Here is a 20713-nt window from a genome sequence, read left to right as displayed (position 1 = left end):
AAATACACCAAAAATCCCTTGTGGGAGCGGGCTTGCTCGCGAATGCGGTCTGACATTCGCTATCTTCGTTGACTGACACTCCGCATTCGCGAGCAAGCCCGCTCCCACAGTTAGTCTTCCGCGAGCTCAGGATCCGGTTGTTCCTTGGGCTGCGCCGCCTTCCAGTTTGCGCCACAACAACCGCACGTTCGCCTTGCGCACCAGCGCGCAGCGGTACAGACGAATCTCCAGCGGCACATGCCATTGCGGGCCGCCGCACACCACCAGCTCACCCCGAGCCAGTTCGGCGCGCACGCTGAGCCGCGGCACCCAGGCGATGCCCAATCCTTCCAGCGCCATGCTTTTAAGGCTATCGGCCATGGCGGTCTCATAGATGGTGGTGAAGCGCAGCGCACGCTGGCGCAGCAGCATGTTCACCGAACGCCCGAGAAATGCACCGGCGCTGTAGGCGAGCAGCGGCACACTGCCTTCGCCTTCCAGATCGAACAGCGGCTTGCCCTCGGCGTCCGCCGCGCAGACCGGGAGCATTTCGGTATTGCCAAGGTGCAGCGACGGAAAAATTTCCGGGTCCATCTGCATCGCCGCATCCGGGTCGTAGAACGCCAGCATCAGATCGCAACCGCCTTCACGCAGGGCATGCACGGCATCACCGACGTTGGTCGCCACCAGGCGCGTCGCGATGTTCAGGCCTTCATTACGCAACTGCGCGATCCAGCGCGGGAAGAAACCCAGCGCCAGGGAGTGAGCGGCGGCGACCTGCATCACCTCGCCCTGCCCGCCTTCCAGGTGATGAAGGTGACGCAACACTTCACCGAGCTGCTCGACCACCGTCCGCGCAGTGACCAGAAACAGCTGCCCTGCCGCCGTCAGTTCGATCGGCGTGCGCGAGCGATTGACCAGGGTCAGCCCCAGCGCGGCTTCAAGGCTGCGGATCCGTCGGCTGAATGCCGGCTGCGTCACGAAGCGCCGTTCGGCAGCCTGGGAGAAACTGCGGGTGGCGGCCAGGGCACTAAAGTCCTCAAGCCACTTACTTTCAAGGTTCATCACGGCCTCCCGGACACGCACCAATTTAGGTCACACGCTCGCCGCAGACACGGCGTCACATGGGCATTATGCCGAATGTGCATAGGCTAGTGTTTAACAGCATTGGCCCAAAATTCTCCACAAGCCTAGCATTTGCGGTGTTCCGGCACAGACCGGGTCCATATCGAGATGATTTCTATCATGTCCTCCGCTGCATCTTTCCGCACAGAAAAAGACCTGCTTGGCGTACTCGAAGTACCTGCTCAAGCGTATTACGGCATCCAGACCCTGCGAGCGGTGAACAACTTCCGTCTCTCCGGCGTTCCGATTTCGCATTATCCGAAGCTGGTTGTCGGCCTGGCGATGGTTAAACAAGCCGCCGCTGACGCCAACCGCGAGCTGGGTCACCTGAGCGAAGCCAAGCACGCTGCCATCAGCGAAGCCTGTGCACGTTTGATCCGCGGCGATTTCCACGAAGAGTTCGTCGTGGACATGATTCAAGGCGGCGCTGGCACTTCAACCAACATGAATGCCAACGAAGTCATCGCCAACATCGCGCTGGAGGCCATGGGTCACCAGAAGGGCGAATACCAATATCTGCACCCGAACAACGACGTGAACATGGCGCAGTCGACCAACGACGCCTACCCGACCGCGATCCGTCTGGGCCTGCTGCTGGGTCACGACGCGCTGCTGGCCAGCCTCGACAGCCTGATCCAGGCGTTCGCCGCCAAGGGCCAAGAGTTCGCTCACGTCCTGAAAATGGGCCGTACCCAACTGCAAGACGCTGTGCCGATGACCCTCGGCCAGGAATTCCGCGCATTCGCCACCACGCTGGGCGAAGACCTGGCCCGTCTGAAGACGCTGGCCCCGGAATTGCTGACCGAAGTGAACCTGGGCGGCACCGCGATCGGTACCGGCATCAACGCCGACCCGCGTTACCAGCACCTGGCCGTTCAGCGCCTGGCCCTGATCAGCGGTCAACCGCTGGTCCCGGCTGCCGACCTGATCGAAGCCACCTCCGACATGGGCGCCTTCGTGCTGTTCTCCGGCATGCTCAAGCGCACTGCGGTCAAGCTGTCGAAGATCTGCAACGACCTGCGCCTGCTGTCCAGCGGCCCACGCACCGGCATCAACGAAATCAACCTGCCAGCGCGTCAGCCAGGCAGCTCGATCATGCCAGGCAAGGTCAACCCGGTTATCCCGGAAGCGGTTAACCAGGTAGCGTTCCAGATCATCGGCAACGACCTGGCGCTGACCATCGCAGCCGAAGGCGGCCAACTGCAACTGAACGTGATGGAACCGCTGATCGCGTTCAAGATCTTCGACTCGATCCGCCTGCTGCAACGCGCCATGGACATGCTGCGCGAGCACTGCATCGTCGGCATCACTGCCAACGAAGAGCGCTGCCGCGAACTGGTCGAGCACTCGATCGGTCTGGTCACCGCGCTGAACCCGTACATCGGCTATGAAAACGCCACCCGCATCGCCCGTATCGCCCTCGAAAGCGGCCGCGGCGTGCTGGAACTGGTGCGCGAAGAAGGCTTGCTCGACGATGAAATGCTCGCCGACATCCTGCGCCCGGAAAACATGATTGCTCCGCGTCTGGTTCCGCTTAAGGCTTGATCAAACGCTGCACACGCTCACCAGGTCGAGGGACTAGACACCTCTCACCTTTTGAGGGCTTGGGGATTTATTCCCCAAGCCCTTTTTTTTAACTATTTGGCAGCAAGACAGAATGTCTGGAAGCTGAAAAATGTGGGAGCGGGCTTGCTCGCGAAGGCAGTGTGTCAGTCACCAGAAATGGTGGATGCAAGACCGCATTCGCGAGCAAGCCCGCTCCCACATGAAACAGCTTTCACATAAGCCCGACGCCGGTAACGTCGGGTGTTTCAAAGCTTCGTTTCGTCGCTTGCACCACAATCGTGCAGACGGACGGCACGCTCATCGGTATAGTGCCGCCCCTCTTCGCGTGAGCGGTCGTCGGTAACGAGGCCCAAACCCATGCGAAACCCGAACTAATAACAAACCCGCAATATGAAATCGGGACGAACCTTCGCCTCACCTGTTTTGCCGCGTGCAATCCGGTGTAACGCGATATTTCTGACCGCACAGCATTTGCCTACACAAAAAACAGCGAGGAATAATCCATGCTCGAAGTCATTAACGACTTCCTCTCAGGGAAAGTACTGATCGTGCTCATTGTCGGGCTCGGTAGCTACTTCACGATCCGCTCGCGTTTCGTTCAATTGCGCCACTTCTTCCACATGTTCGCGGTGTTCCGCGACAGCCTCAAAAGCAGCGCCGGGCAACTCAGTTCGTTCCAGGCCTTGATGCTCAGCCTCGCCGGCCGCGTCGGTGCGGGTAACATCGCCGGTGTCGGTATCGCCGTGACCCTGGGTGGTCCAGGTGCGGTGTTCTGGATGTGGGTGACCGCGCTGGTCGGCATGTCCAGCAGCTTCTTCGAATGCTCCCTCGGCCAGCTCTACAAGCGCTGCGATTCCGACGGCACCTACCGTGGCGGCCCGTCCTATTACATCCAGCACGGCCTGCAGAAACGCTGGCTGGGCATGATCATGGCGTTCCTGCTGCTGATCACCTTCGGCTTCGCTTTCAACGGTCTGCAATCCCACGCCGTGACCCACTCGCTGAACAACGCGTTCGGCCTCGACACCACTTACACCGGTCTGGCCCTGGCGGTGTTGCTGGGTCTGGTGTTCATCGGTGGGATCAAGCGCATCGCCAAGGTCGCTGACCTGCTGGTGCCGGTGAAAACCCTGGTGTACATCGGCGTGACCATCTACGTGATCGTGCTGCAATTCGATCACGTGCCGGCGATGCTGATGACCATCGTCAAAAGCGCCTTCGGTCTGGATCAAGCCTTCGGCGGCCTGATCGGCAGCGCCATCGTCATGGGCGTGAAGCGTGGCGTGTTCGCCAACGAAGCAGGCCTGGGCAGTGCACCAAACGTGGCTGCTGTCGCATCGGTCGAGCACCCGGTGGCACAGGGTGTGGTTCAGGCGTTCAGCGTGTTCCTCGACACCTTCGTGATCTGCACCTGCACCGCGTTGCTGATCCTGCTCTCGGGCTTCTACACCCCAGGCTTCGAAGGCGATGGCATTGCCCTGACCCAGAACTCCCTGGCCGCCGTGGTCGGTGACTGGGGCCGGAGTTTCATCTCCGTGGCCCTGTCGTTGTTCGTGTTCACCTCGATCCTCTACAACTACTACCTGGGCGAGAGCAACCTGCGTTTCCTGATCGGTGAAAACCGCAAAGCGCTGATCGGCTACCGCGCGCTGGTATTGGTGCTGATCTTCTGGGGCGCTATCGAAAACCTCGGCACGGTGTTCGCCTTCGCGGACATCACCATGACCCTGCTGGCATTCGTGAACCTGATCGCGCTGTTCCTGCTGTTCAAAGTCGGCATGCGCATCCTGCGTGACTACGATGACCAGCGCGCGGCCGGCATCAAGACGCCCGTGTTCGATTCGAGCAAATTCCCGGATCTGGACCTGGACTTGAAAGCGTGGCCAGCCAATCCGCCAGCGGCCGCCACCAAGGCTGAAGCCGAGCCGCAAGGCGTACCCGCAGCGCAACGCTGATCGGTAAACGACGGGTGCACAACCTGTGGGAGCCAGCCTGCTGGCGATGACGGACTGTCAGATGACACATTAGTGTCTAACATACCGCTATCGCGAGCAGGCTCGCTCCCACCTGCCAGGAGATTTCCCCCATGACTCCCAATTCCTATCCTGCCGCCCAGCACGTCATGGTGCTCTACACCGGTGGCACCATCGGTATGCAAGCCAGCGCCCACGGCCTGGCCCCGGCGTCCGGTTTCGAAGCCCGGATGCGCGAGTATCTGCACAGCCAGCCTGACCTTGTCGTACCGCAGTGGCGCTTTCGTGAGATGTCGCCGCTGATCGACAGCGCCAACATGACCCCTGATTACTGGCAGCAACTGCGTGAAGCGGTCGTCGACGCCGTCGATGTCCAGGGCTGCGATAGCGTGTTGATCCTGCATGGCACCGACACCCTCGCCTACAGCGCGGCGGCCATGAGTTTTCAATTGCTTGGTCTGCACGCCCGCGTGGTGTTCACCGGTTCCATGCTGCCGGCCGGCGTGACCGACAGCGATGCCTGGGAAAACCTCAGTGGCGCGCTGGTTGCTTTGGGTCAGGGCCTGGCGCCGGGCGTTCATCTGTACTTCCATGGCGAGCTGCTGGACCCGACCCGCTGCGCGAAAGTGCGCAGTTTCGGTCGTCATCCGTTCAAGCGACTTGAGCGTCAGGGTGGCGGTGAAAAGGCTTCTTCGATACCGGCATCGCTGACCTACAACCAGCCCAGGCAATTGGCGAAAGTCGCTGTGCTGCCGCTGTTCCCCGGCATCGGCGCCGAGATACTGGACGGCCTGCTCGACAGCGGCATTCAAGGCCTGGTGCTGGAGTGCTACGGCAGCGGCACCGGGCCCAGCGACAATCCAGAGTTCCTCGCCAGCCTGGAACGGGCGCGGGACAAAGGGGTTGTCGTTGTAGCCGTCACCCAATGCCATGAAGGTGGCGTCGAGCTGGATGTTTACGAGGCAGGCAGTCGGCTGCGTGGCGTCGGCGTACTTTCGGGCGGCGGCATGACCCGTGAAGCGGCGTTCGGCAAGTTGCATGGCTTGCTGGGTGCCGGGCTCGACACCGCTGAAGTGCGGCGCCTTGTTGAACTCGACCTGTGCGGCGAACTGAGCTGAATTGAGCTGACACAATACAAAACCCTGTGGGAGCGGGCTTGCTCGCGAAGACGGCAGCATATCCTGCATCAATGTGACTGACAGGACGCTTTCGCGAGCAAGCCCGCTCCCACAGGATCGTCGTTGGGCATGTAACTTGCTCGCCTCCAGCTACTTAACGGCTGGAACACACCCCATGCTGCACTCCCATCTCACCACCCTCAACGCTGTCTCTCTGGTGCTCAACACCTTCAAGGTCGAGGGCTTGTCCAGCGAAGCGCTGCTGGCCGGCAGCGGCATCAACGCGGCGGATCTGAGCCGGGCGGACACGCGTATCACCACCAATCAGGAGATGCAGGTCTGCGCCAACGCCGTCGCGCTCAAGCGTGACATCGGCCTGGAATTGGGTCGGCGAATGCATGTGTCGTCCTACGGCATGCTCGGGTACGCCTTACTCACCAGCGCCACTTTAGGTGACGCCTTGCGGCTGGCACTGCACTACCCGGCGCTATTGGGAACACTGTTCGAGTTGAGCCTGGAAGAAGATAACGAGCGCATCTGGCTCACCGCTGGCGACTATCGGGAAAACCCTGCGCTGGCGCCATTCAATGTCGAGTTTTGCCTGGTGTCGATGAAGGTCACTTGCGAAGACCTGCTCGGCCAACCGTTGCCGCTGCTGGGCGCCCGCTTCGAATACCCGGCGCCGGACTATCAGGCACGCTACACCGAACGTTTCGATTGCCCCTTGCAGTTCGACGCTGCGTCCAACGCCTTTGCCTTCGACAAAGCCTGGCTGGAGCACCCCCTGCCTCTGGCCGACGCCGTCACCCATCAGGCCATGGCCGAACGCTGCCGCAAACAAAACACCGAGTTCACGGGTCGTCAGGTTTGGCTGGGCCGCATCCGCCAACTCCTCGCAGCACAATTGAGCGCAGCGCCGGGCCTGGATGGGCTGGCTGAACAGTTGAACTGCTCGGCACGCACCTTGCGCCGACATCTCAAGGACTTGGGGTGCAGCTATCAAGAGCTGCTCGATGAACTGCGGTTCGAGCAGGCCAAACGCATGCTCTGCGAGGACCAACTACCGATCTATCAAATCGCCGAGGCATTGGGGTTCAGCGAAACCGCGAGTTTCCGTCATGCGTTCGTGCGCTGGAGCGGCGTGGCGCCGAGTCAGTTCAGGCCCTGACCACCCTTGTGGCGAGGGAGCTTGCTCCCGCTGGTCTGCGCAGCAGACCCAAACCAACCACCGCATTCCTCCCTTCAGAGAGCATTTGCCGGGTTGCGACTGCTGCGCAGCCGAGCGGGAGCAAGCTCCCTCGCCACAGAGGGGCGAATTCCGGTCAATTCTTTTGGCCATATCGATCCCCTTTTGGCCTTTCCTGCCGTTCTCTCAAACGCCGCGCGCCGCAAGACTGTGTTCAACCGAATCAGCCTGCGGAGAACAAGAAATGCTGACGATCTACTCGGACGATCACCACCTGCACCACGGCCGTTGCGAATTGATGGACGGGCAACTGATGCCCTGCTTCGAAATGCCTTCGCGAGCCGACCATGTTCTGCAGCGCGTGCAGTGCCGCGACCTCGGTCCGGTCGAAGCGCCGCAGGATTTCGGCCTCGCCCCGATCGCGCGCGTCCACAGCCGCGACTATCTCGACTTCTTCAAAGGTGCCTGGGCGCGCTGGACCGAATTCGGTACCGACGGCGACTTGCTGCCCTACACCTGGCCGGCCCGCACCCTGCGCCGGATCATCCCCACCAGCCTGCACGGCCAACTCGGTTATTACAGCTTCGACGGCGGCGCACCGATTACCGCCGGCACCTGGCAAGCGGCGTACAGCGCGGCGCAAGTCGCGTTGACCGCTCAAGCCGTCATTCAACGCGGCGCCCGCAGTGCCTTCGCCCTGTGTCGCCCACCAGGACATCACGCCGCCAGCGATTTGATGGGCGGTTATTGCTACCTCAACAATGCCGCCATCGCTGCACAGGCGTTCCTCGATCAGGGCCATAAAAAGGTCGCGATCCTCGACGTCGATTACCACCACGGCAATGGCACTCAATCGATTTTCTATGAGCGCAGCGACGTGCTGTTCACCTCGATCCATGGTCATCCCGAAGCCGAGTTCCCGTTCTTCCTCGGCTATGAAGATGAACGGGGTGAAGGGGCCGGCGAAGGCTTCAACTTCAACTACCCTTTGCCCGCCGGGAGCGGTTGGGACAGTTGGAGTGCCGCGCTGGAACAAGCCTGCAAAGAGATCGAAAAGTACGGCGCCGATATCGTCGTCGTCTCCCTGGGCGTCGATACGTTCAAGGACGATCCGATCTCCCAGTTCAAGCTCGACAGCCCGGATTACCTGGCCATGGGCGCACGCATCGCGGGCCTCGGCAAGCCAACGCTGTTCGTGATGGAAGGCGGCTATGCGGTAGAAGAAATCGGCATCAATGCCGTGAACGTTCTCGAAGGTTTTGAAAGCGCCCAATGAGGAATTAGAACAATGATCAGTCTCAAGCGTTTTATCGCTCCCGCTCTGTGCGCCACCGTGCTCAGTGGCGCCGTTCATGCTGAAGAGCGAACGTTGCGCGTCTACAACTGGTTCGACTACATCACCCCCAAAGCGCTGGAAGACTTCAAGGCCCAGAACACCCAGACCAAACTGGTCTACGACATCTTCGACACCAACGAAGCGCTAGAGGCCAAGCTGCTGACCGGCAACTCCGGTTATGACGTGGTGGTGCCGTCCAACGTGTTCCTTGCCAAGCAGATCGAGGCCGGCGTTTTCCAGCCACTGGACCGCAGCAAACTACCGAACTGGAACCACCTCGATCCCAAGCTGATGAAGCTGATCGAAGCCAACGATCCGGGCAACAAATTTGCCGTGCCATACATGTACGGGACCATCCTGATCGGCTTCAACCCGGACAAGATCAAGGCTGCGCTGGGTGACAACGCACCGGTGGACAGCTGGGACCTGATCTTCAAGGAAGAGAACATCAGCAAGCTCAAGCAGTGCGGCGTGGCCTTGCTCGACTCGCCGTCGGAGATCCTGCCACTGGCCCTGCAACACCTCGGCCTGGACCCCAACAGCAAGAAGCCGGCGGACTACGACAAGGCTGAAGCGCTGTTGATGAAGATCCGTCCGTACGTCACCTACTTCCATTCCTCGAAGTACATGGCCGACATCGCCAACGGTGACATCTGCGTCGCGGTCGGTTATTCCGGCAGCTTCTCCCAGGCCGCCAACCGCGCCAAGGAAGCCAAGAACGGCGTGATCGTCGACATGCGCCTGCCCAAAGAAGGCGCGCCGATCTGGTTCGACATGCTCTCCATCCCCAAAGGCGCGAAGAACCCGGAAGACGCCTACACCTTCATCAACTACTTGTTGCAGCCGCAGGTGATTGCGCCAGTCAGCGACTTCGTCGGCTACCCGAACCCGAACAAAGACGCCACGGAAATGGTCGACCCGGCGATCCGCAACAACCCGAACCTGTACCCGACCGAAACGGCGATGAGCACGCTGTACACCCTGCAACCGCTGCCCCGTGACGCCGAACGGGCGCGGACCCGGGCCTGGACCAAGATCAAGTCGGGGACCTGAACAACCCATCGTTTACGCACCATTGAAGACCTGCCCCGTGCGGGTCTTTTTTTTACCTGACGATATTTAAGTACCGCCCGACCGATCCCCCACCCCGCTACTTTCTGAACCTGACCGACGCGTTGGCGCACACGTCCCAGCCACTCAGAAAGGAATGCACATGTCTTCTACCGAAACGAATGCTGTCGAAGCCGATGCGGCATCCAGCAATCCAAGTGATCTGCTCACCCAACTGGTCACTGGCCCCTCTATCAGGGAGGTGGCCACTCGTATTCTTCGAGACGACCTGAAAAAGCTGTACCCACAATTGGACATTAACCCCGCAATGGCGATGGTCGTCACACCGACCTGGAAAATCATCGCCGGGACTGTCCACCCCGGACCATTGAGATTCGAGTCATTGACGGACACGCTGCTGCGGCACTCCGGCTCAGGCGAGTCGGTGACCTATCTCGACGGTGAACATTTCCTGAGCCTGAATCCCGGAGCGACTACGCCTATCCACCTTCCGGTCAAGATCGATGCGATAGGACGCCTGATCAATAAGCTGTCCCCCCTCCTGTTGGTGGCTTATCAGGAACAACAACTCGAGTACTGGGACCGACCCACCCATGGCACGACCCTGCGTTGGCAGGAGTTGTCGCAGTCATTGCGCCAGGTCTGGAATGTAAAAAAAGTTGAGGGTTGGGATGTGCACCAGCTGGCCATTGCCAGCAATGTCTTCAACTATCCCGATGCAAAGTTGCGTACCCCCCATGACACCTACAAGATTCGGGTCTGCCTGATCGACCTCGACCGGCTCGATGGCGCAGTGTCCAGCCACCTCAATCGTACGGATCTGACCGTCGTGATCGGCACCGTCGGGACACGCTCGATCGTTCTGACCCACTCCATCGCAACGGGCTTTCTGGCGTATGAATCGTTGGAAAAGCTGGGCGAGGTCTTGCCGAAGTATGTTGAAAAGCTGCCCCCCGAGGCCACGCTTCAATGGCGCCTGTTCGAACCCTCCGGGAATTTTTTTGATCATCAGGCCATCGCACTGATTGCGCTCCAGGCTGATGCTATTGCCAGCCTGGAGATTGCAAAACGGACCAACAGGCCGGCGATCAACACCCTCACCCATCCCGCAGCAGAGGTGAGCGGCAGGACTCAAACCGAGCAGGATTCGCACTTCGAAAAGGTGCAGCGGCTGATCCCCGAATGGCTGAAAAACACTTCGCCATTCGATCTGGGTTGCTACAGCCGACACCTGTTCGATCTGGCGCTGCTGCAACTGCGTAACAGCGGAAAATCCTTCGACGACGATATTGCTCCGATCAAGACATTCGCGCTGGATGCACTTCGGGCCCACATGCTCAAAAGCCACAGCGACGTTGCCACCATGAAGCTCGAGAACGTCGAGATCGTTATTGTCAGTCAAGTGGTGTGGGGGACATTCACGGCTCCCGGCATGAGCGAGACCAAACGCCTGGACCTTGCCGAACTGGCACTTGAGAACCTCATCGCCCTTCCGCTGGGCAACCAGTCGGTGCAGTACAAAGACGGCACAGCGGTGCCGACCTGGATGACGGCCGACTATGTCAAGACGGCCATCAGCGCTGTCGATATCGGTGCGACCTACCCCGCGTGGGTCAAGAGCAAGCTACTGGATGACCCGCTGGAATCGCTGCGGCGTCAACGCCTCTACGCCAGTAACCTGCGTATTCAGCTGGCGCTGCAAGCATTGCAAAGCAAAATCCTGGGCGAACATGGCATCGACGAAAAGGGCTATCGCTACGTCGTGGCGGCAATGAATGTGCTGAACGCCGACCGGTGGGTCGACGGACAAGAGATCGTCATCCGCCCGCTGGCGTTCATCCCCAGCCAGCGGAATGACAAAACCCCTGATGAAGTCACCAACATGTTTGTGATCGGGCCACGGGACATGGACAAGGGGCCCTGCATTCTCTATCGCCCACTGCTTGAGCAACCGCTGACGCAGTACCCCACGGCCGCCAACCTGCTGTATGCGATCAAACACTCCAAGGAGCTGCGGGCATCAACCCTGGCATGGTTGCCGGACAACGTTCGGTTCAACTATTCGCAGTATGTCTTCCCGGGGGAATTGCCTTCGGTCTGGACGTTGTCACAACTGCTGGTCGACTCAAGCATTGCCCGGCAGATGAGCGGGCCGGTGTCGTTCGGGCAGAAAGTGATCGAACACGACCGCCTGATGAAACTGTTCAAGGCCAACGCCAACGCGCTGATCATGAAGAGCGAGCGGGATTCGGTGTCCAATGCCGAAAGCCGCTGGGCCAGTTTCAAACAACACGCCTGGATGATATTCAGCGCCGTGTTGCCGTTTCTCGGTCGAACCGCCGGAACGGCTGCGTGGATCTGGCAGATTCTGGACGATCTGCAAGAAGGCATCGAGGCCCGGGAAAACCAGGATACGACGGCACAATGGTCCGCCCTGACCGACTTGTTCCTGACCCTGGGCATGGTGCTGGCTCACCACGCGACCGCCCGACGCCAACCCGAACGGGACCGTGTATCGCAGACCGAAAAGCCCGTTATTGCCGGCACGCAGAAAAGTCCTCCGGCCCAGACCCCGGCCAGCATACAACTGCCTGATATTGCTGACGATTATCTGCCGGCTGAACACCAGTCCTCGCTTCACCCAACAACCGTACTCAATAACAACAGCGCAGGGCTTGGGCCAACCCTGGACCGATACAAAATCCCCAAACCGCAAGGACTCGGAGCGGCCAGTACCGAAGGCTTGTACAAACACCTCTATGCACATCAGTCCAAATACTATGCCCCGGTTGGCGAACGATGGTTCGAAGTCTTCATGAACGACGATGAAATCGTTCAGATCATCGATACCCGCAAGCAACCTTCCATCACCGGCCCCTTGTTGATCAACAATTCCAAAGGCGAATGGGTGATCGATATCAGGCTGCGACTGCGGGGTGGCGGCAAGAAAAGCAGGCTCAAGGCATTGCAAAAGGCCAACGCAAGCAAGACCGCCGAGATCAAGACTCATCTGGCCGTTTTCGATGCGCAGATGGCGGCCAAACGAAAAAGTATTACCGACGCCTACAAAGCCATGAAAGAGGCTCCCGCAGAAACAGTCGATACCGCTCGACAAACATTTCTCGAAAAACTTGAGGAACGCACCGTCGAATATGAAACGACGATCGAGAAAGTCAAATCGCTCAGTCTGGTCGAAGAAGTGCCCAACTATCGCGTCGCGATGATCGAAATGCTGGGAACTCAACTGTTTTTCAACCAAACCTGGATCGACGAGAAATACCCGGCATTCGTCGATGCCCTGAAGCTGACCACGGAACATCTCGATGCCGAAGAAAAAAGCGGCTCTCCTCCTCCCACCGGGACGTTTGAAACCATGTCAGACCTGACCGAAGGGATTATTCAGAAGGTCGAGTTCGCTCAGTTGCGCTTCCAGGAGTTGAGGCGACTGGGCAAAAACGCTGAGCAATTGCTCCTCGATTACCAAAAATCACTGCCTAAATTCAACCTCCCGGACCTCAAGTCCCTACAAGTCACCCTTGCCCGCGAGCTGTGCCTCAAATCTGGCGAAACGCCCGAACGGTCTGCAGCCAAAGCTTCCATCGAGCAGATTGTCGAAGATGCCGATCTGACGGTGAATAGTGCAATGGAGTTGATGGGTGATGAGCAGCTGCTGAACACGGGTGACCGGATCGAGGCCTTGAACAGTCTGGTCGACCAGTTCGCCGCCATCGAACAGCGCCTCAAGAGCTTCACAGCGACCTACCAGGAGCAGATCGTGCAAAAGCAATTTGTGCGACTGCAGGGCCGTATCGAGGAGTTCAATCAACAGACCGTAAGGCATCTGGCGGACTTGCTGCGCGAGCAGCGACTCCTGGAGCCTGTGCCCGGCCCGTCACGCACCTCATCGGCATCAAACAAGAGGGTCATCACGACGCGCTTCAAAGGCACCCTGATCGGACATACCCGGAAAAACGCGCCGGGAAAAATGGTCCTCGTGGACGTCACAGCCCCGGTGACCGGCAAGGTGATCGCCACTTTCCACGAAAAGACCCCTGGGGTCTGGGTCGAACGGCTGACGAAGAAACCGCAGGCTCCCAAAGGGCGCCTGCCTGACCCGGGGGCACGCATAACGGCAGGACAATCGCTGCTGGATTCTCTGCCCGCCTTTATGCAACGTGCCGAAGCTGACTCAAAACAGTCCTGGCAGCTCCCGGTGGAAATAGAGGAAGCGTTCCACCAGCAGGCCTCTCGCCTTGAAGAAGCCGCCAAGGCGATCAACGCAGCGCTCATCCAAAGCAATGCCACGCTGGATCATACGAACGAGGCACAACCGGTATTGACGCAACTGGCCACACAAACCACCCGACTCTATGCCGAAGGCCATCGCCTGCGGCTTGAAATGACCAAACGACAACCGCCTACCGCCGCCCGCGTCGAGTGGTTACACAGCAAAGGCGAAGTCGACATCGTGCACGTGGGAGACCGACGTCGACTCAAAGGGCAGCGCCGGGACTATCTGCAGGAATACGAAGTGCGGGAAGCCACCACCGCCCGCGTGCTTTGGTACGCCCACTTTCACTACGCCCAGCTCAAGGACGAGGTCCAGGCCTATACCGCCGCTCATTTGAAAACCCGCGAGCAACGGCTGCTTGGCAGTGTCGATATAGGGGCAAGCACCAGCAACCAGGAAGCGATCGAGATCTATCGCAGCAGGATCAGCCCTCAGCTGGCCCGATCGCTGTTCCTTCCCAAGGTGAGCACTTCCTGACGCACCCTCCACCGACCAGCTCTCCCGTTCATCTCGCTGTCAGCGTCCAAGACATTGCACAGCGAGATGAAAAGACGATCCTGCAGCCGACTACGTACTGCGTCGAATCACCAGTGCGCCCTTTACCGGCGCCAGGTACTGCGCAAACGCGCAAGCGCTGATTCGATGGCCGCTTCCGGCACCGCCGCAAAACCGAGCACCAGCCCCGCTCGCTGATCCGCCGGGGTGCTCGAATCCGGCAACCAGTAGCTGCTCAGGCCATTGATCTCGACATCGACGCTGGCGGCGGCTTCAATCAGTTCGCGCTCGCGGGCCTGAGTGTCGACCGCCACCGTCAAGTGCAGCCCTGCCGCCACACTCGGCAGGCTGCCAACCCCGGGAATGTCCGAGGGCCAGTTGGCCAGAAGCGTGTTGCGGCGACTCAACGCAGCGCGACGCATGCGGCGGATGTGCCGTTGGAAATGCCCGGCCGCCATGAACTCGGCCATGACGGCCTGGGTGCTCACCTCGGAATGCCGAACATCGACCGCGCGACGCTGGGCGAAAGCGTCCACCAATGCCGGTGGCAGCACCAGATAACCCAGGCGCAATGCCGGGAAAGCCACTTTGCCGAACGTGCCGACGTAGAGCACCCGCCCGTGACGATCCAGCGCAGCCAGCGGTGCCAGTGGCGCGCCGCTGTAACGGTACTCGCCATCGTAATCATCCTCGACGATCCAACCCTCGGTTCGCTCGGCCCAGGCCAACAACTCCAGCCGCCGCGCCAGACTCATCACCACCCCGGTCGGGTATTGATGCGACGGCGTGACATAGGCCAATCGACAATCGTCGAGCCCGTTCAATTCGGTGCAGTCGATGCCCTCGCTGTCCACCGCCACCCCGTGCAATCGCGCACCGGCCACGGCGAATGCATGACCTGCCGCCCGATATCCTGGATTCTCGATCGCGACGCCATCGCCTGGCTCAACCAGCAGCTGTGCACAAAGGCTAATCCCCTGCTGTGCGCCACTGGTGATCACTATTTGCTCAGCCGTGCACTGCATCCCCCGGGAGCTGCGCAAATACGCGGCAATCAGGCCGCGCAAACGGGCGTCGCCTGCCGGATCGCCATAACACAACTGCTGCAAATCCGGTTTACGCCAGAAAGCCGCATTCAGCTTGGCCCACACCTCGAAAGGAAACAGGTCGAACGCCGGAACACCGACCCGAAACGCACGGGGCGGACCACTCGGCGGCAAGGCCAAATGGTTCTTTTCCACGCGTCCGAGTGCACCGCTGTGGATAACTTTGCTGGATGAAACCACAGGTAAATCCAGCCAATTTGTGGATAAGGCTGTGGGTAACCCTGTTGACAACCCTGTGGATACTTTTGTGGATAGTTTTTTCACCGGCAACACGGATTGAGGCAATTGCGCGACATACGTCCCGTCACCCACACGTCCTTCAATAAAGCCCTCGGCGTAGAGCTGATCGTAGGCCCGAACCACGCTGTTTCGGGAAATCGACAACGCCGCCGCCAGATCGCGACTGGCCGGTAATCGCGTACCGCTGGCCAGCCGACCGTCGAGTACTCGCACCCGCAAGGCTTGATAGAGCTGACGACTCAAACCCTGACGGCGATCGAGTTCGATACCCGCCGGGTTGAATGACAAGGACAGTGGCTCGCGGGTCATGGTAATGGACCTATGAAATTGGTCGTTAATGGCTCTTACAACAGACCAATAGCCTGCCTAGGATGCAGGCATTCGCCAAGGAAAATCTCCATGTACACGCCAAGCAGCTTTGCCATCGATGATTTGCATGAACTGCACCAGCAGATACTCGGCACCCGCCTCGCGGTGTTGGTCACACACGGGGAACAAGGTCTGCAAGCCAGCCATTTGCCGCTGCTGTTGAGTTCAGACCAGGGCCCGAATGGCACGCTTTACGGACACTTTGCCAAGGCCAATCCGCAATGGAAGGAACTGCAGAACGGCGCCGAAGCCCTGGTGATTTTCGCTGGTGCCGAGGCTTACGTCAGCCCGGGGTTTTACCCGAGCAAAGCCGAGCATGGCAAAGTCGTGCCGACCTGGAATTACGTCGCCGTGCATGCGTACGGCACGGCCGAAGTATTCACCGATGCCGATCGCCTGCGCACGCTGGTCAGTGCGCTGACTGATCGTCATGAAGCGGGTCGCGCCAGTCCATGGAAGGTCGCCGATGCCCCCGCCGACTACATTGACGGAATGCTCAAGGCCATCGTCGGTTTTGCCTTGCCGATCCAGCGCCTGGAAGGCAAACGCAAGCTCAGCCAGAACCGCAACGCTGCAGACATCACCGGTGTGCGCGAGGGGCTTGCCGCCAGCCCCGATGTGCACGACCAGGCCCTCGCCCACTTGATGCGTTAAGGAACGAACATGAGTCAGATCGACATCCGCCAGGTCACCGCCGACGACCACGCCGCTTGGTTGCCCTTGTGGCAAGCGTACCTGCGTTTCTACAACACCGAACTGCCAGAGGCCGTCACCCAAAGCACCTGGCAGCGCCTGCTCGACCCGAGCGAACCGACCCATGCCGCGCTGGCCTGGGCCGATGGCAAGGCGGTGGGCATGGTGCACTTCATCTACCATCGTTCGAACTGGAGCATCGAAAACTCCTGCTACCTGCAAGACCTGTTGGTAACGCCTGAAACCCGCGGCACTGGCGTCGGCCGGCAGTTGATCGAATTCGTTTACGCCACAGCCAAAGAGGACGGTTGCTGCAAGGTCCACTGGCTGACCCACGAAACCAACGCCACCGCGATCCAGCTCTACGAGCGCATCGCCGAACGCCCCGGTTTCATCCAGTTTCGCAAAGCCCTGTAAGGTTCAAGGAGAACAGCATGTCGACTTCACTCGCCGACTGGAAAGGCGTTCCGGCGCCATCCGTCCAAACCATTGAAGGGCGTTTCATCCGCCTGGAAAAACTCGATCCGGCGCGTCATGCCGACGGATTGTGGAAGGCCCTGCAAGGCCCGGGTTCCGACCCGAAACTCTGGGACTATTTGCCTTACGGGCCGTTCCCGGAACGCAGTGCGTTCAACGATTGGCTGAACAATCACGCGGCCAATAGCGATCCATATTTTTTCAGTGTGATCGACCGTACCAGCGGCGATGTGCAAGGCCTCCTCAGTTTGATGTCGATTGTTCCTTCGCAAGGCCGAATCGAGATCGGCCATGTCACTTTCGGTGCGCCGATGCAGCGCTCGCCGAAAAGCACCGAGGCGGTTTATTTGCTCGCCAGGGAATCCTTTGCGCTGGGTTATCGCCGTCTGGAGTGGAAGTGCAACAACGGCAACGCCCGCTCCAAATACGCGGCGGAGCGGCTGGGGTTTAGTTTTGAAGGGGTGTTCCGCCAGCACATGGTGGTCAAGGGACAGAATCGGGATACGGCGTGGTATTCGATTCTGGACTCGGAATGGCCAGCAATCGGGGCGGGGTTTGAGCGCTGGCTGTCCGATGAGAACCAGACGGATTCGGGGCAGGTGAAAACCCTGGCCGAGTGCCGCGGGTAATCTTCGGCGACCTGACCGACGCCTTCGCGGGCAAGCCCGCTCCCACAGGGTTTGGGGTCGCTCACACTGTGTGATTAGCCCGATCCAATGTGGGAGCGAGCCTGCTCGCGATTGGCTTCACGCCAATTTCTGGGCAAGTACCGCAATATGCTCCGGCCCAATCCCGCAGCAACCACCCAAATGACTGGCGCCGCGTTCTTTCCAATCAGCCGCCCACTGCAAATAACCCGGCGGATCAAGGTCTTCGCGTAGCGGGTCCAGACCGTCGTTGGCCGTGGCCTCTTTCGGTTGCGGCGGGAAGGCATTGGCGTACGCGCCGATGTGAATTTTCACCCCCAGACGTTCGAAGGTTTCCCGCGCGGCATCAATCGCAGCACCGATCACTTCCGGCTGGCTGCAGTTGAACAGCAACGTCTCGACGCCCAGCTCCGCCGCCACGGTGGCGGCTTCAGCCACCGACTCACCCGAACGCAGGCGCGGCACTTCATCCGTGTCTTCATCCTTCAGGGTAAACGACAGCCAGAACGGCTTGCCGTCCGTTGGCAGACCGGCGTGGATCGCTCGCGCTTCAACGATCGAGCTCTGGGTTTCCGCCAGCCACAGATCGACATGAGGTGCCAGCCCCTTCACCAGCGGCGCCAACAATTCAGCCGCCCGAGCAGCGTCGAAAAGGTCCGGACGATAGGACCCAAACAGCGGCGGCAATGAGCCGGCCACGCGCACCGCTTTGCCCGAAGCCTCTACCGCGCGTCGCGCCAGCTCACCGGCCAACGCCGCGAGCGCCTGCCCTTCTGCTGCAAAACGCTCTTCGCCAATGTGAAACGGCACCACCGCGTAACTGTTGCTGGTGATCACGTTCGCACCGCTTTCGATATAAGCCGTGTGCACCGCCTCTACCGCTTGCGGCGCTTCGCTCAAGGCCAGCGCCGACCACTCGGGCTGTCTGAACGGCGCGCCTCGACGCTGCAACTCACGACCCATGCCGCCATCCAGAATTACCGTGCTTGCTGTGCCCATATGCTTTTCACTCATAAGCTTATGAAAATAACTCACTATCAGAGTCGTTCTTATAACTATTTAATACGCACCATCCGGTTAATAACAACCTCTTTTTTATCAGGGATCGACTGTGAAATTCCAACCACTCCTGGCCCTGGGCCTGACGATTCTGGCTGCCTCCACCCAAGCCTTTGGCGGCGCCACGCTGGATCGCGTCGAAAAAAACAAAGAGCTCGTGGGCGTGTTGATGGAAAGCTATCCACCCTTCTCGTTCCTCAATGATCAGAACCAGCTCGATGGATTCGACGTCGACGTGGCCAAGGCCGTGGCAGACAAACTGGGCGTCAGACTGCGCCTCGAAACCCCGTCCTGGGACGTGATCGCCGCTGGCCGCTGGAGTGGGCGCTACGACATCTGCATCTGCTCCATGACCCCGAGCAAGGCCCGCGCCGAGGTCTTCGACTTCCCGGTCGAGTACTACGCCTCGCCTGCGGTGATCGTGGTCAACGCCAAGGACGACAGCATCCACGGCGCCAAGGACTTGAGTGGCAAGAAAGTCGGCCTCACCAGTGCCTCCAGCTACGAAAGCTACCTGAACAAAAACCTGGTAATCGAAGGCGCCGAAGACACTCAATTGCAGTACCCGTTCGAGGACGTGCAGATCGCGCCGTATGACACTGACAACGTGGCATTCCAGGACCTCGGCCTGGGCGCTGGCGTTCGACTGGACGCGATCCTCACCAACCTTGTCACCGCCCAACCGCGCCTGACCGAGGACAAACGCTTCAAGCTCGCCGGCAAGCCGCTGTACTCGGAACCAAACTCGGTGGCCATTGAAAAAGGCGACGCCCAGTGGGACGCCAAAGTGCGTGACGTCTTCGCTCAGCTGAAACAGGACGGCACCCTGAGTAAGCTTTCGCAGAAATGGATCGGCGCCGACATCAGCAAATGACTTCTTTCCCAAAACCTCCCCTGCCGCCGCAACCGGTGGCTGAGTCGCGGCTACAACGGATCTTCGGTTTTCGCACGCGGCTGTACCTGACCTGGGCAGCGATGCTCGGGTTGTTCGCCAGTTTCTTCCTGAGCTTCGACCTGAAGTTCTCGATCATCCTCGACAAACTGCCGAACCTGATCGGCCTGCACCTGGCGCCTAACGGCTTCCTGCAGGGCGCGGCGCTGACTTTGTTTCTATGCCTGTGCTCGATCGTGACCTCCTCGCTGCTGGGCTTCATCACCGCCCTGGCGCGGCTGTCGAAAAGTGCCGTGGCCTTCGGAATTGCGAGCTTCTATGCCTCGTTCTTTCGTGGCACACCACTACTGATCCAGATCCTGCTGATCTACCTCGGCCTGCCACAACTCGGCATCGTCCCGGGCGCCATCGCCGCCGGCATCATCGCCCTGTCGCTGAACTACGGCGCCTACCTGAGCGAAATCTTCCGCGCCGGCATCCTCGGCGTCCCCCACGGCCAACGCGAAGCCTCCCTGGCCCTGGGTATGCGCGAAACCGTGATCTTCTGGCGCGTAACCCTGCCCCAGGCCATGCGCACCATCATCCCGCCGACCACCAACCAATTCATCTCGATGCTCAAAGACTCCTCGCTGATCTCGGTAATGGGGGTTTGGGAAGTGATGTTTTTGGCGCAATCGTATGGGCGCTCGAGCTATCGCTACATCGAGATGCTGACGACAGCGGCGGTGATTTATTGGCTGATGTCGATTGGGCTGGAGCTGATTCAGGCGCGGATGGAGCGGCATTATGGGAAGGCGTATTTGAGCCGTAGTTAGCGAAAGGCAGATGAGTTTCCGAGTTTGCGATAGCCGACCATGTCTCGATTTGTTGTAAGAAAAAGCATCAGCCCGAACGGGTAAAAACCACCTTCCTCAGGAGGCCGGCAATTTTCTACACAACCTTCTGACAACCCCCGCAAGCCTGCGGGAAGCAGCTGACATCGGTACCTATAGCCTGCCTCTTAGAGTTTGGCCTCCCTTCAAACGAGGCCGTACTCGATGTCCGTTCAACACAAATACCGACCGAAAAACCTGGCGCTGGCCGTTGCGCT

15 protein-coding genes are annotated in these 20713 nt (G+C 59.7%); 12 read left to right on the top strand and 3 right to left on the bottom strand.

Going from position 1 to position 20713, the window contains the following annotated elements:
* Positions 1 to 126: 126 nt before the first annotated feature.
* Positions 127 to 1044 (bottom strand): LysR substrate-binding domain-containing protein, encoded by a 918-nt coding sequence (locus KW848_RS08435; RefSeq protein WP_008150030.1) that lies wholly within the window; start codon positions 1042 to 1044, stop codon positions 127 to 129.
* Positions 1045 to 1224: 180 nt separating this feature from the next.
* Here KW848_RS08435 and aspA point away from each other — a divergent pair, with 180 nt between their 5' ends.
* The 7 genes from aspA (at position 1225) to KW848_RS08400 (ending at position 14122) form a co-directional block, all read left to right on the top strand.
* Positions 1225 to 2649: an aspartate ammonia-lyase gene (gene aspA / locus KW848_RS08430; protein ID WP_111448231.1), complete on the top strand. Its 1425-nt coding sequence runs from the start codon at positions 1225 to 1227 to the stop codon at positions 2647 to 2649.
* A gap of 524 nt (positions 2650 to 3173) precedes the next feature.
* Complete coding sequence (locus KW848_RS08425) at positions 3174 to 4625, top strand: sodium:alanine symporter family protein (protein WP_192408838.1); 1452 nt, start codon at positions 3174 to 3176, stop codon at positions 4623 to 4625.
* 131 nt (positions 4626 to 4756) lie between these two features.
* A complete protein-coding gene (locus KW848_RS08420) occupies positions 4757 to 5761 on the top strand; it encodes an asparaginase (RefSeq protein WP_111448229.1) in 1005 nt (334 codons plus the stop codon).
* Between the two features lie 175 nt (positions 5762 to 5936).
* Complete coding sequence (locus KW848_RS08415; protein ID WP_218536555.1) at positions 5937 to 6929, top strand: AraC family transcriptional regulator; 993 nt, start codon at positions 5937 to 5939, stop codon at positions 6927 to 6929.
* 262 nt (positions 6930 to 7191) lie between these two features.
* On the top strand, positions 7192 to 8223 hold the full coding sequence (locus KW848_RS08410; protein WP_192408832.1) for a histone deacetylase family protein: 1032 nt from the start codon (positions 7192 to 7194) through the stop codon (positions 8221 to 8223).
* Positions 8224 to 8235: 12 nt separating this feature from the next.
* Positions 8236 to 9336: a polyamine ABC transporter substrate-binding protein gene (locus KW848_RS08405; protein ID WP_111448226.1), complete on the top strand. Its 1101-nt coding sequence runs from the start codon at positions 8236 to 8238 to the stop codon at positions 9334 to 9336.
* A 160-nt stretch (positions 9337 to 9496) separates the two neighbouring features.
* Complete coding sequence (locus tag KW848_RS08400; RefSeq protein WP_218536554.1) at positions 9497 to 14122, top strand: dermonecrotic toxin domain-containing protein; 4626 nt, start codon at positions 9497 to 9499, stop codon at positions 14120 to 14122.
* 122 nt (positions 14123 to 14244) lie between these two features.
* On the opposite strand, the gene KW848_RS08395 is transcribed toward KW848_RS08400, so the two are convergent.
* Positions 14245 to 15795 carry a PLP-dependent aminotransferase family protein gene (locus tag KW848_RS08395; protein WP_218536553.1) on the bottom strand — a complete coding sequence of 517 codons (1551 nt, stop codon included), beginning with the start codon at positions 15793 to 15795 and terminating at the stop codon, positions 14245 to 14247.
* Positions 15796 to 15885: 90 nt separating this feature from the next.
* Between KW848_RS08395 and KW848_RS08390 the strand changes: the two genes are divergently transcribed.
* The 3 genes from KW848_RS08390 to KW848_RS08380 are packed head-to-tail and all read left to right on the top strand — an operon-like array spanning position 15886 to position 17654.
* A complete protein-coding gene (locus tag KW848_RS08390; RefSeq protein WP_218536552.1) occupies positions 15886 to 16509 on the top strand; it encodes an FMN-binding negative transcriptional regulator in 624 nt (207 codons plus the stop codon).
* 9 nt (positions 16510 to 16518) lie between these two features.
* On the top strand, positions 16519 to 16965 hold the full coding sequence (locus KW848_RS08385; protein WP_218536551.1) for a GNAT family N-acetyltransferase: 447 nt from the start codon (positions 16519 to 16521) through the stop codon (positions 16963 to 16965).
* A gap of 17 nt (positions 16966 to 16982) precedes the next feature.
* The gene (locus KW848_RS08380; protein ID WP_192408822.1) at positions 16983 to 17654 is read left to right on the top strand and encodes a GNAT family N-acetyltransferase; all 672 of its coding nucleotides are present in this window, start codon (positions 16983 to 16985) and stop codon (positions 17652 to 17654) included.
* 117 nt (positions 17655 to 17771) lie between these two features.
* On the opposite strand, the gene KW848_RS08375 is transcribed toward KW848_RS08380, so the two are convergent.
* Positions 17772 to 18671, bottom strand: coding sequence for a homocysteine S-methyltransferase family protein (locus KW848_RS08375; protein ID WP_218536550.1), 900 nt, complete (start codon positions 18669 to 18671; stop codon positions 17772 to 17774).
* Between the two features lie 112 nt (positions 18672 to 18783).
* Here KW848_RS08375 and KW848_RS08370 point away from each other — a divergent pair, with 112 nt between their 5' ends.
* Both KW848_RS08370 and KW848_RS08365 read left to right on the top strand, forming a co-directional pair.
* Positions 18784 to 19605, top strand: coding sequence for an ABC transporter substrate-binding protein (locus KW848_RS08370; protein WP_192408818.1), 822 nt, complete (start codon positions 18784 to 18786; stop codon positions 19603 to 19605).
* The gene (locus KW848_RS08365) at positions 19602 to 20438 is read left to right on the top strand and encodes an amino acid ABC transporter permease (RefSeq protein WP_218536549.1); all 837 of its coding nucleotides are present in this window, start codon (positions 19602 to 19604) and stop codon (positions 20436 to 20438) included. The genes KW848_RS08370 and KW848_RS08365 overlap by 4 nt, the downstream gene beginning before the upstream one ends.
* Positions 20439 to 20713: the final 275 nt, after the last annotated feature.

The organism is Pseudomonas sp. PDM25, assembly GCF_019219045.1.
In the GTDB taxonomy this organism is placed as follows: Bacteria; Pseudomonadota; Gammaproteobacteria; order Pseudomonadales; family Pseudomonadaceae; genus Aquipseudomonas.
Note: the sequence above shows the minus strand (reverse complement) of the source record. Positions and strands in the feature narration are given on the sequence as shown.

Excerpts from the sequence above, each read along its gene's own strand:
- KW848_RS08400 (WP_218536554.1), top strand. The coding sequence starts at position 9,497 with ATGTCTTCTACCGAAACGAATGCTGTCGAAGCCGATGCGGCATCCAGC.
- KW848_RS08390 (WP_218536552.1), top strand. The coding sequence starts at position 15,886 with ATGTACACGCCAAGCAGCTTTGCCATCGATGATTTGCATGAACTGCAC.
- KW848_RS08380 (WP_192408822.1), top strand. The coding sequence starts at position 16,983 with ATGTCGACTTCACTCGCCGACTGGAAAGGCGTTCCGGCGCCATCCGTC.
- KW848_RS08365 (WP_218536549.1), top strand. The coding sequence starts at position 19,602 with ATGACTTCTTTCCCAAAACCTCCCCTGCCGCCGCAACCGGTGGCTGAG.
- KW848_RS08405 (WP_111448226.1), top strand. The coding sequence starts at position 8,236 with ATGATCAGTCTCAAGCGTTTTATCGCTCCCGCTCTGTGCGCCACCGTG.
- KW848_RS08435 (WP_008150030.1), bottom strand. The coding sequence starts at position 1,044 with ATGAACCTTGAAAGTAAGTGGCTTGAGGACTTTAGTGCCCTGGCCGCC.
- aspA (WP_111448231.1), top strand. The coding sequence starts at position 1,225 with ATGTCCTCCGCTGCATCTTTCCGCACAGAAAAAGACCTGCTTGGCGTA.
- KW848_RS08395 (WP_218536553.1), bottom strand. The coding sequence starts at position 15,795 with ATGACCCGCGAGCCACTGTCCTTGTCATTCAACCCGGCGGGTATCGAA.
- KW848_RS08375 (WP_218536550.1), bottom strand. The coding sequence starts at position 18,671 with ATGGGCACAGCAAGCACGGTAATTCTGGATGGCGGCATGGGTCGTGAG.
- KW848_RS08385 (WP_218536551.1), top strand. The coding sequence starts at position 16,519 with ATGAGTCAGATCGACATCCGCCAGGTCACCGCCGACGACCACGCCGCT.
- KW848_RS08415 (WP_218536555.1), top strand. The coding sequence starts at position 5,937 with ATGCTGCACTCCCATCTCACCACCCTCAACGCTGTCTCTCTGGTGCTC.
- KW848_RS08410 (WP_192408832.1), top strand. The coding sequence starts at position 7,192 with ATGCTGACGATCTACTCGGACGATCACCACCTGCACCACGGCCGTTGC.
- KW848_RS08425 (WP_192408838.1), top strand. The coding sequence starts at position 3,174 with ATGCTCGAAGTCATTAACGACTTCCTCTCAGGGAAAGTACTGATCGTG.
- KW848_RS08420 (WP_111448229.1), top strand. The coding sequence starts at position 4,757 with ATGACTCCCAATTCCTATCCTGCCGCCCAGCACGTCATGGTGCTCTAC.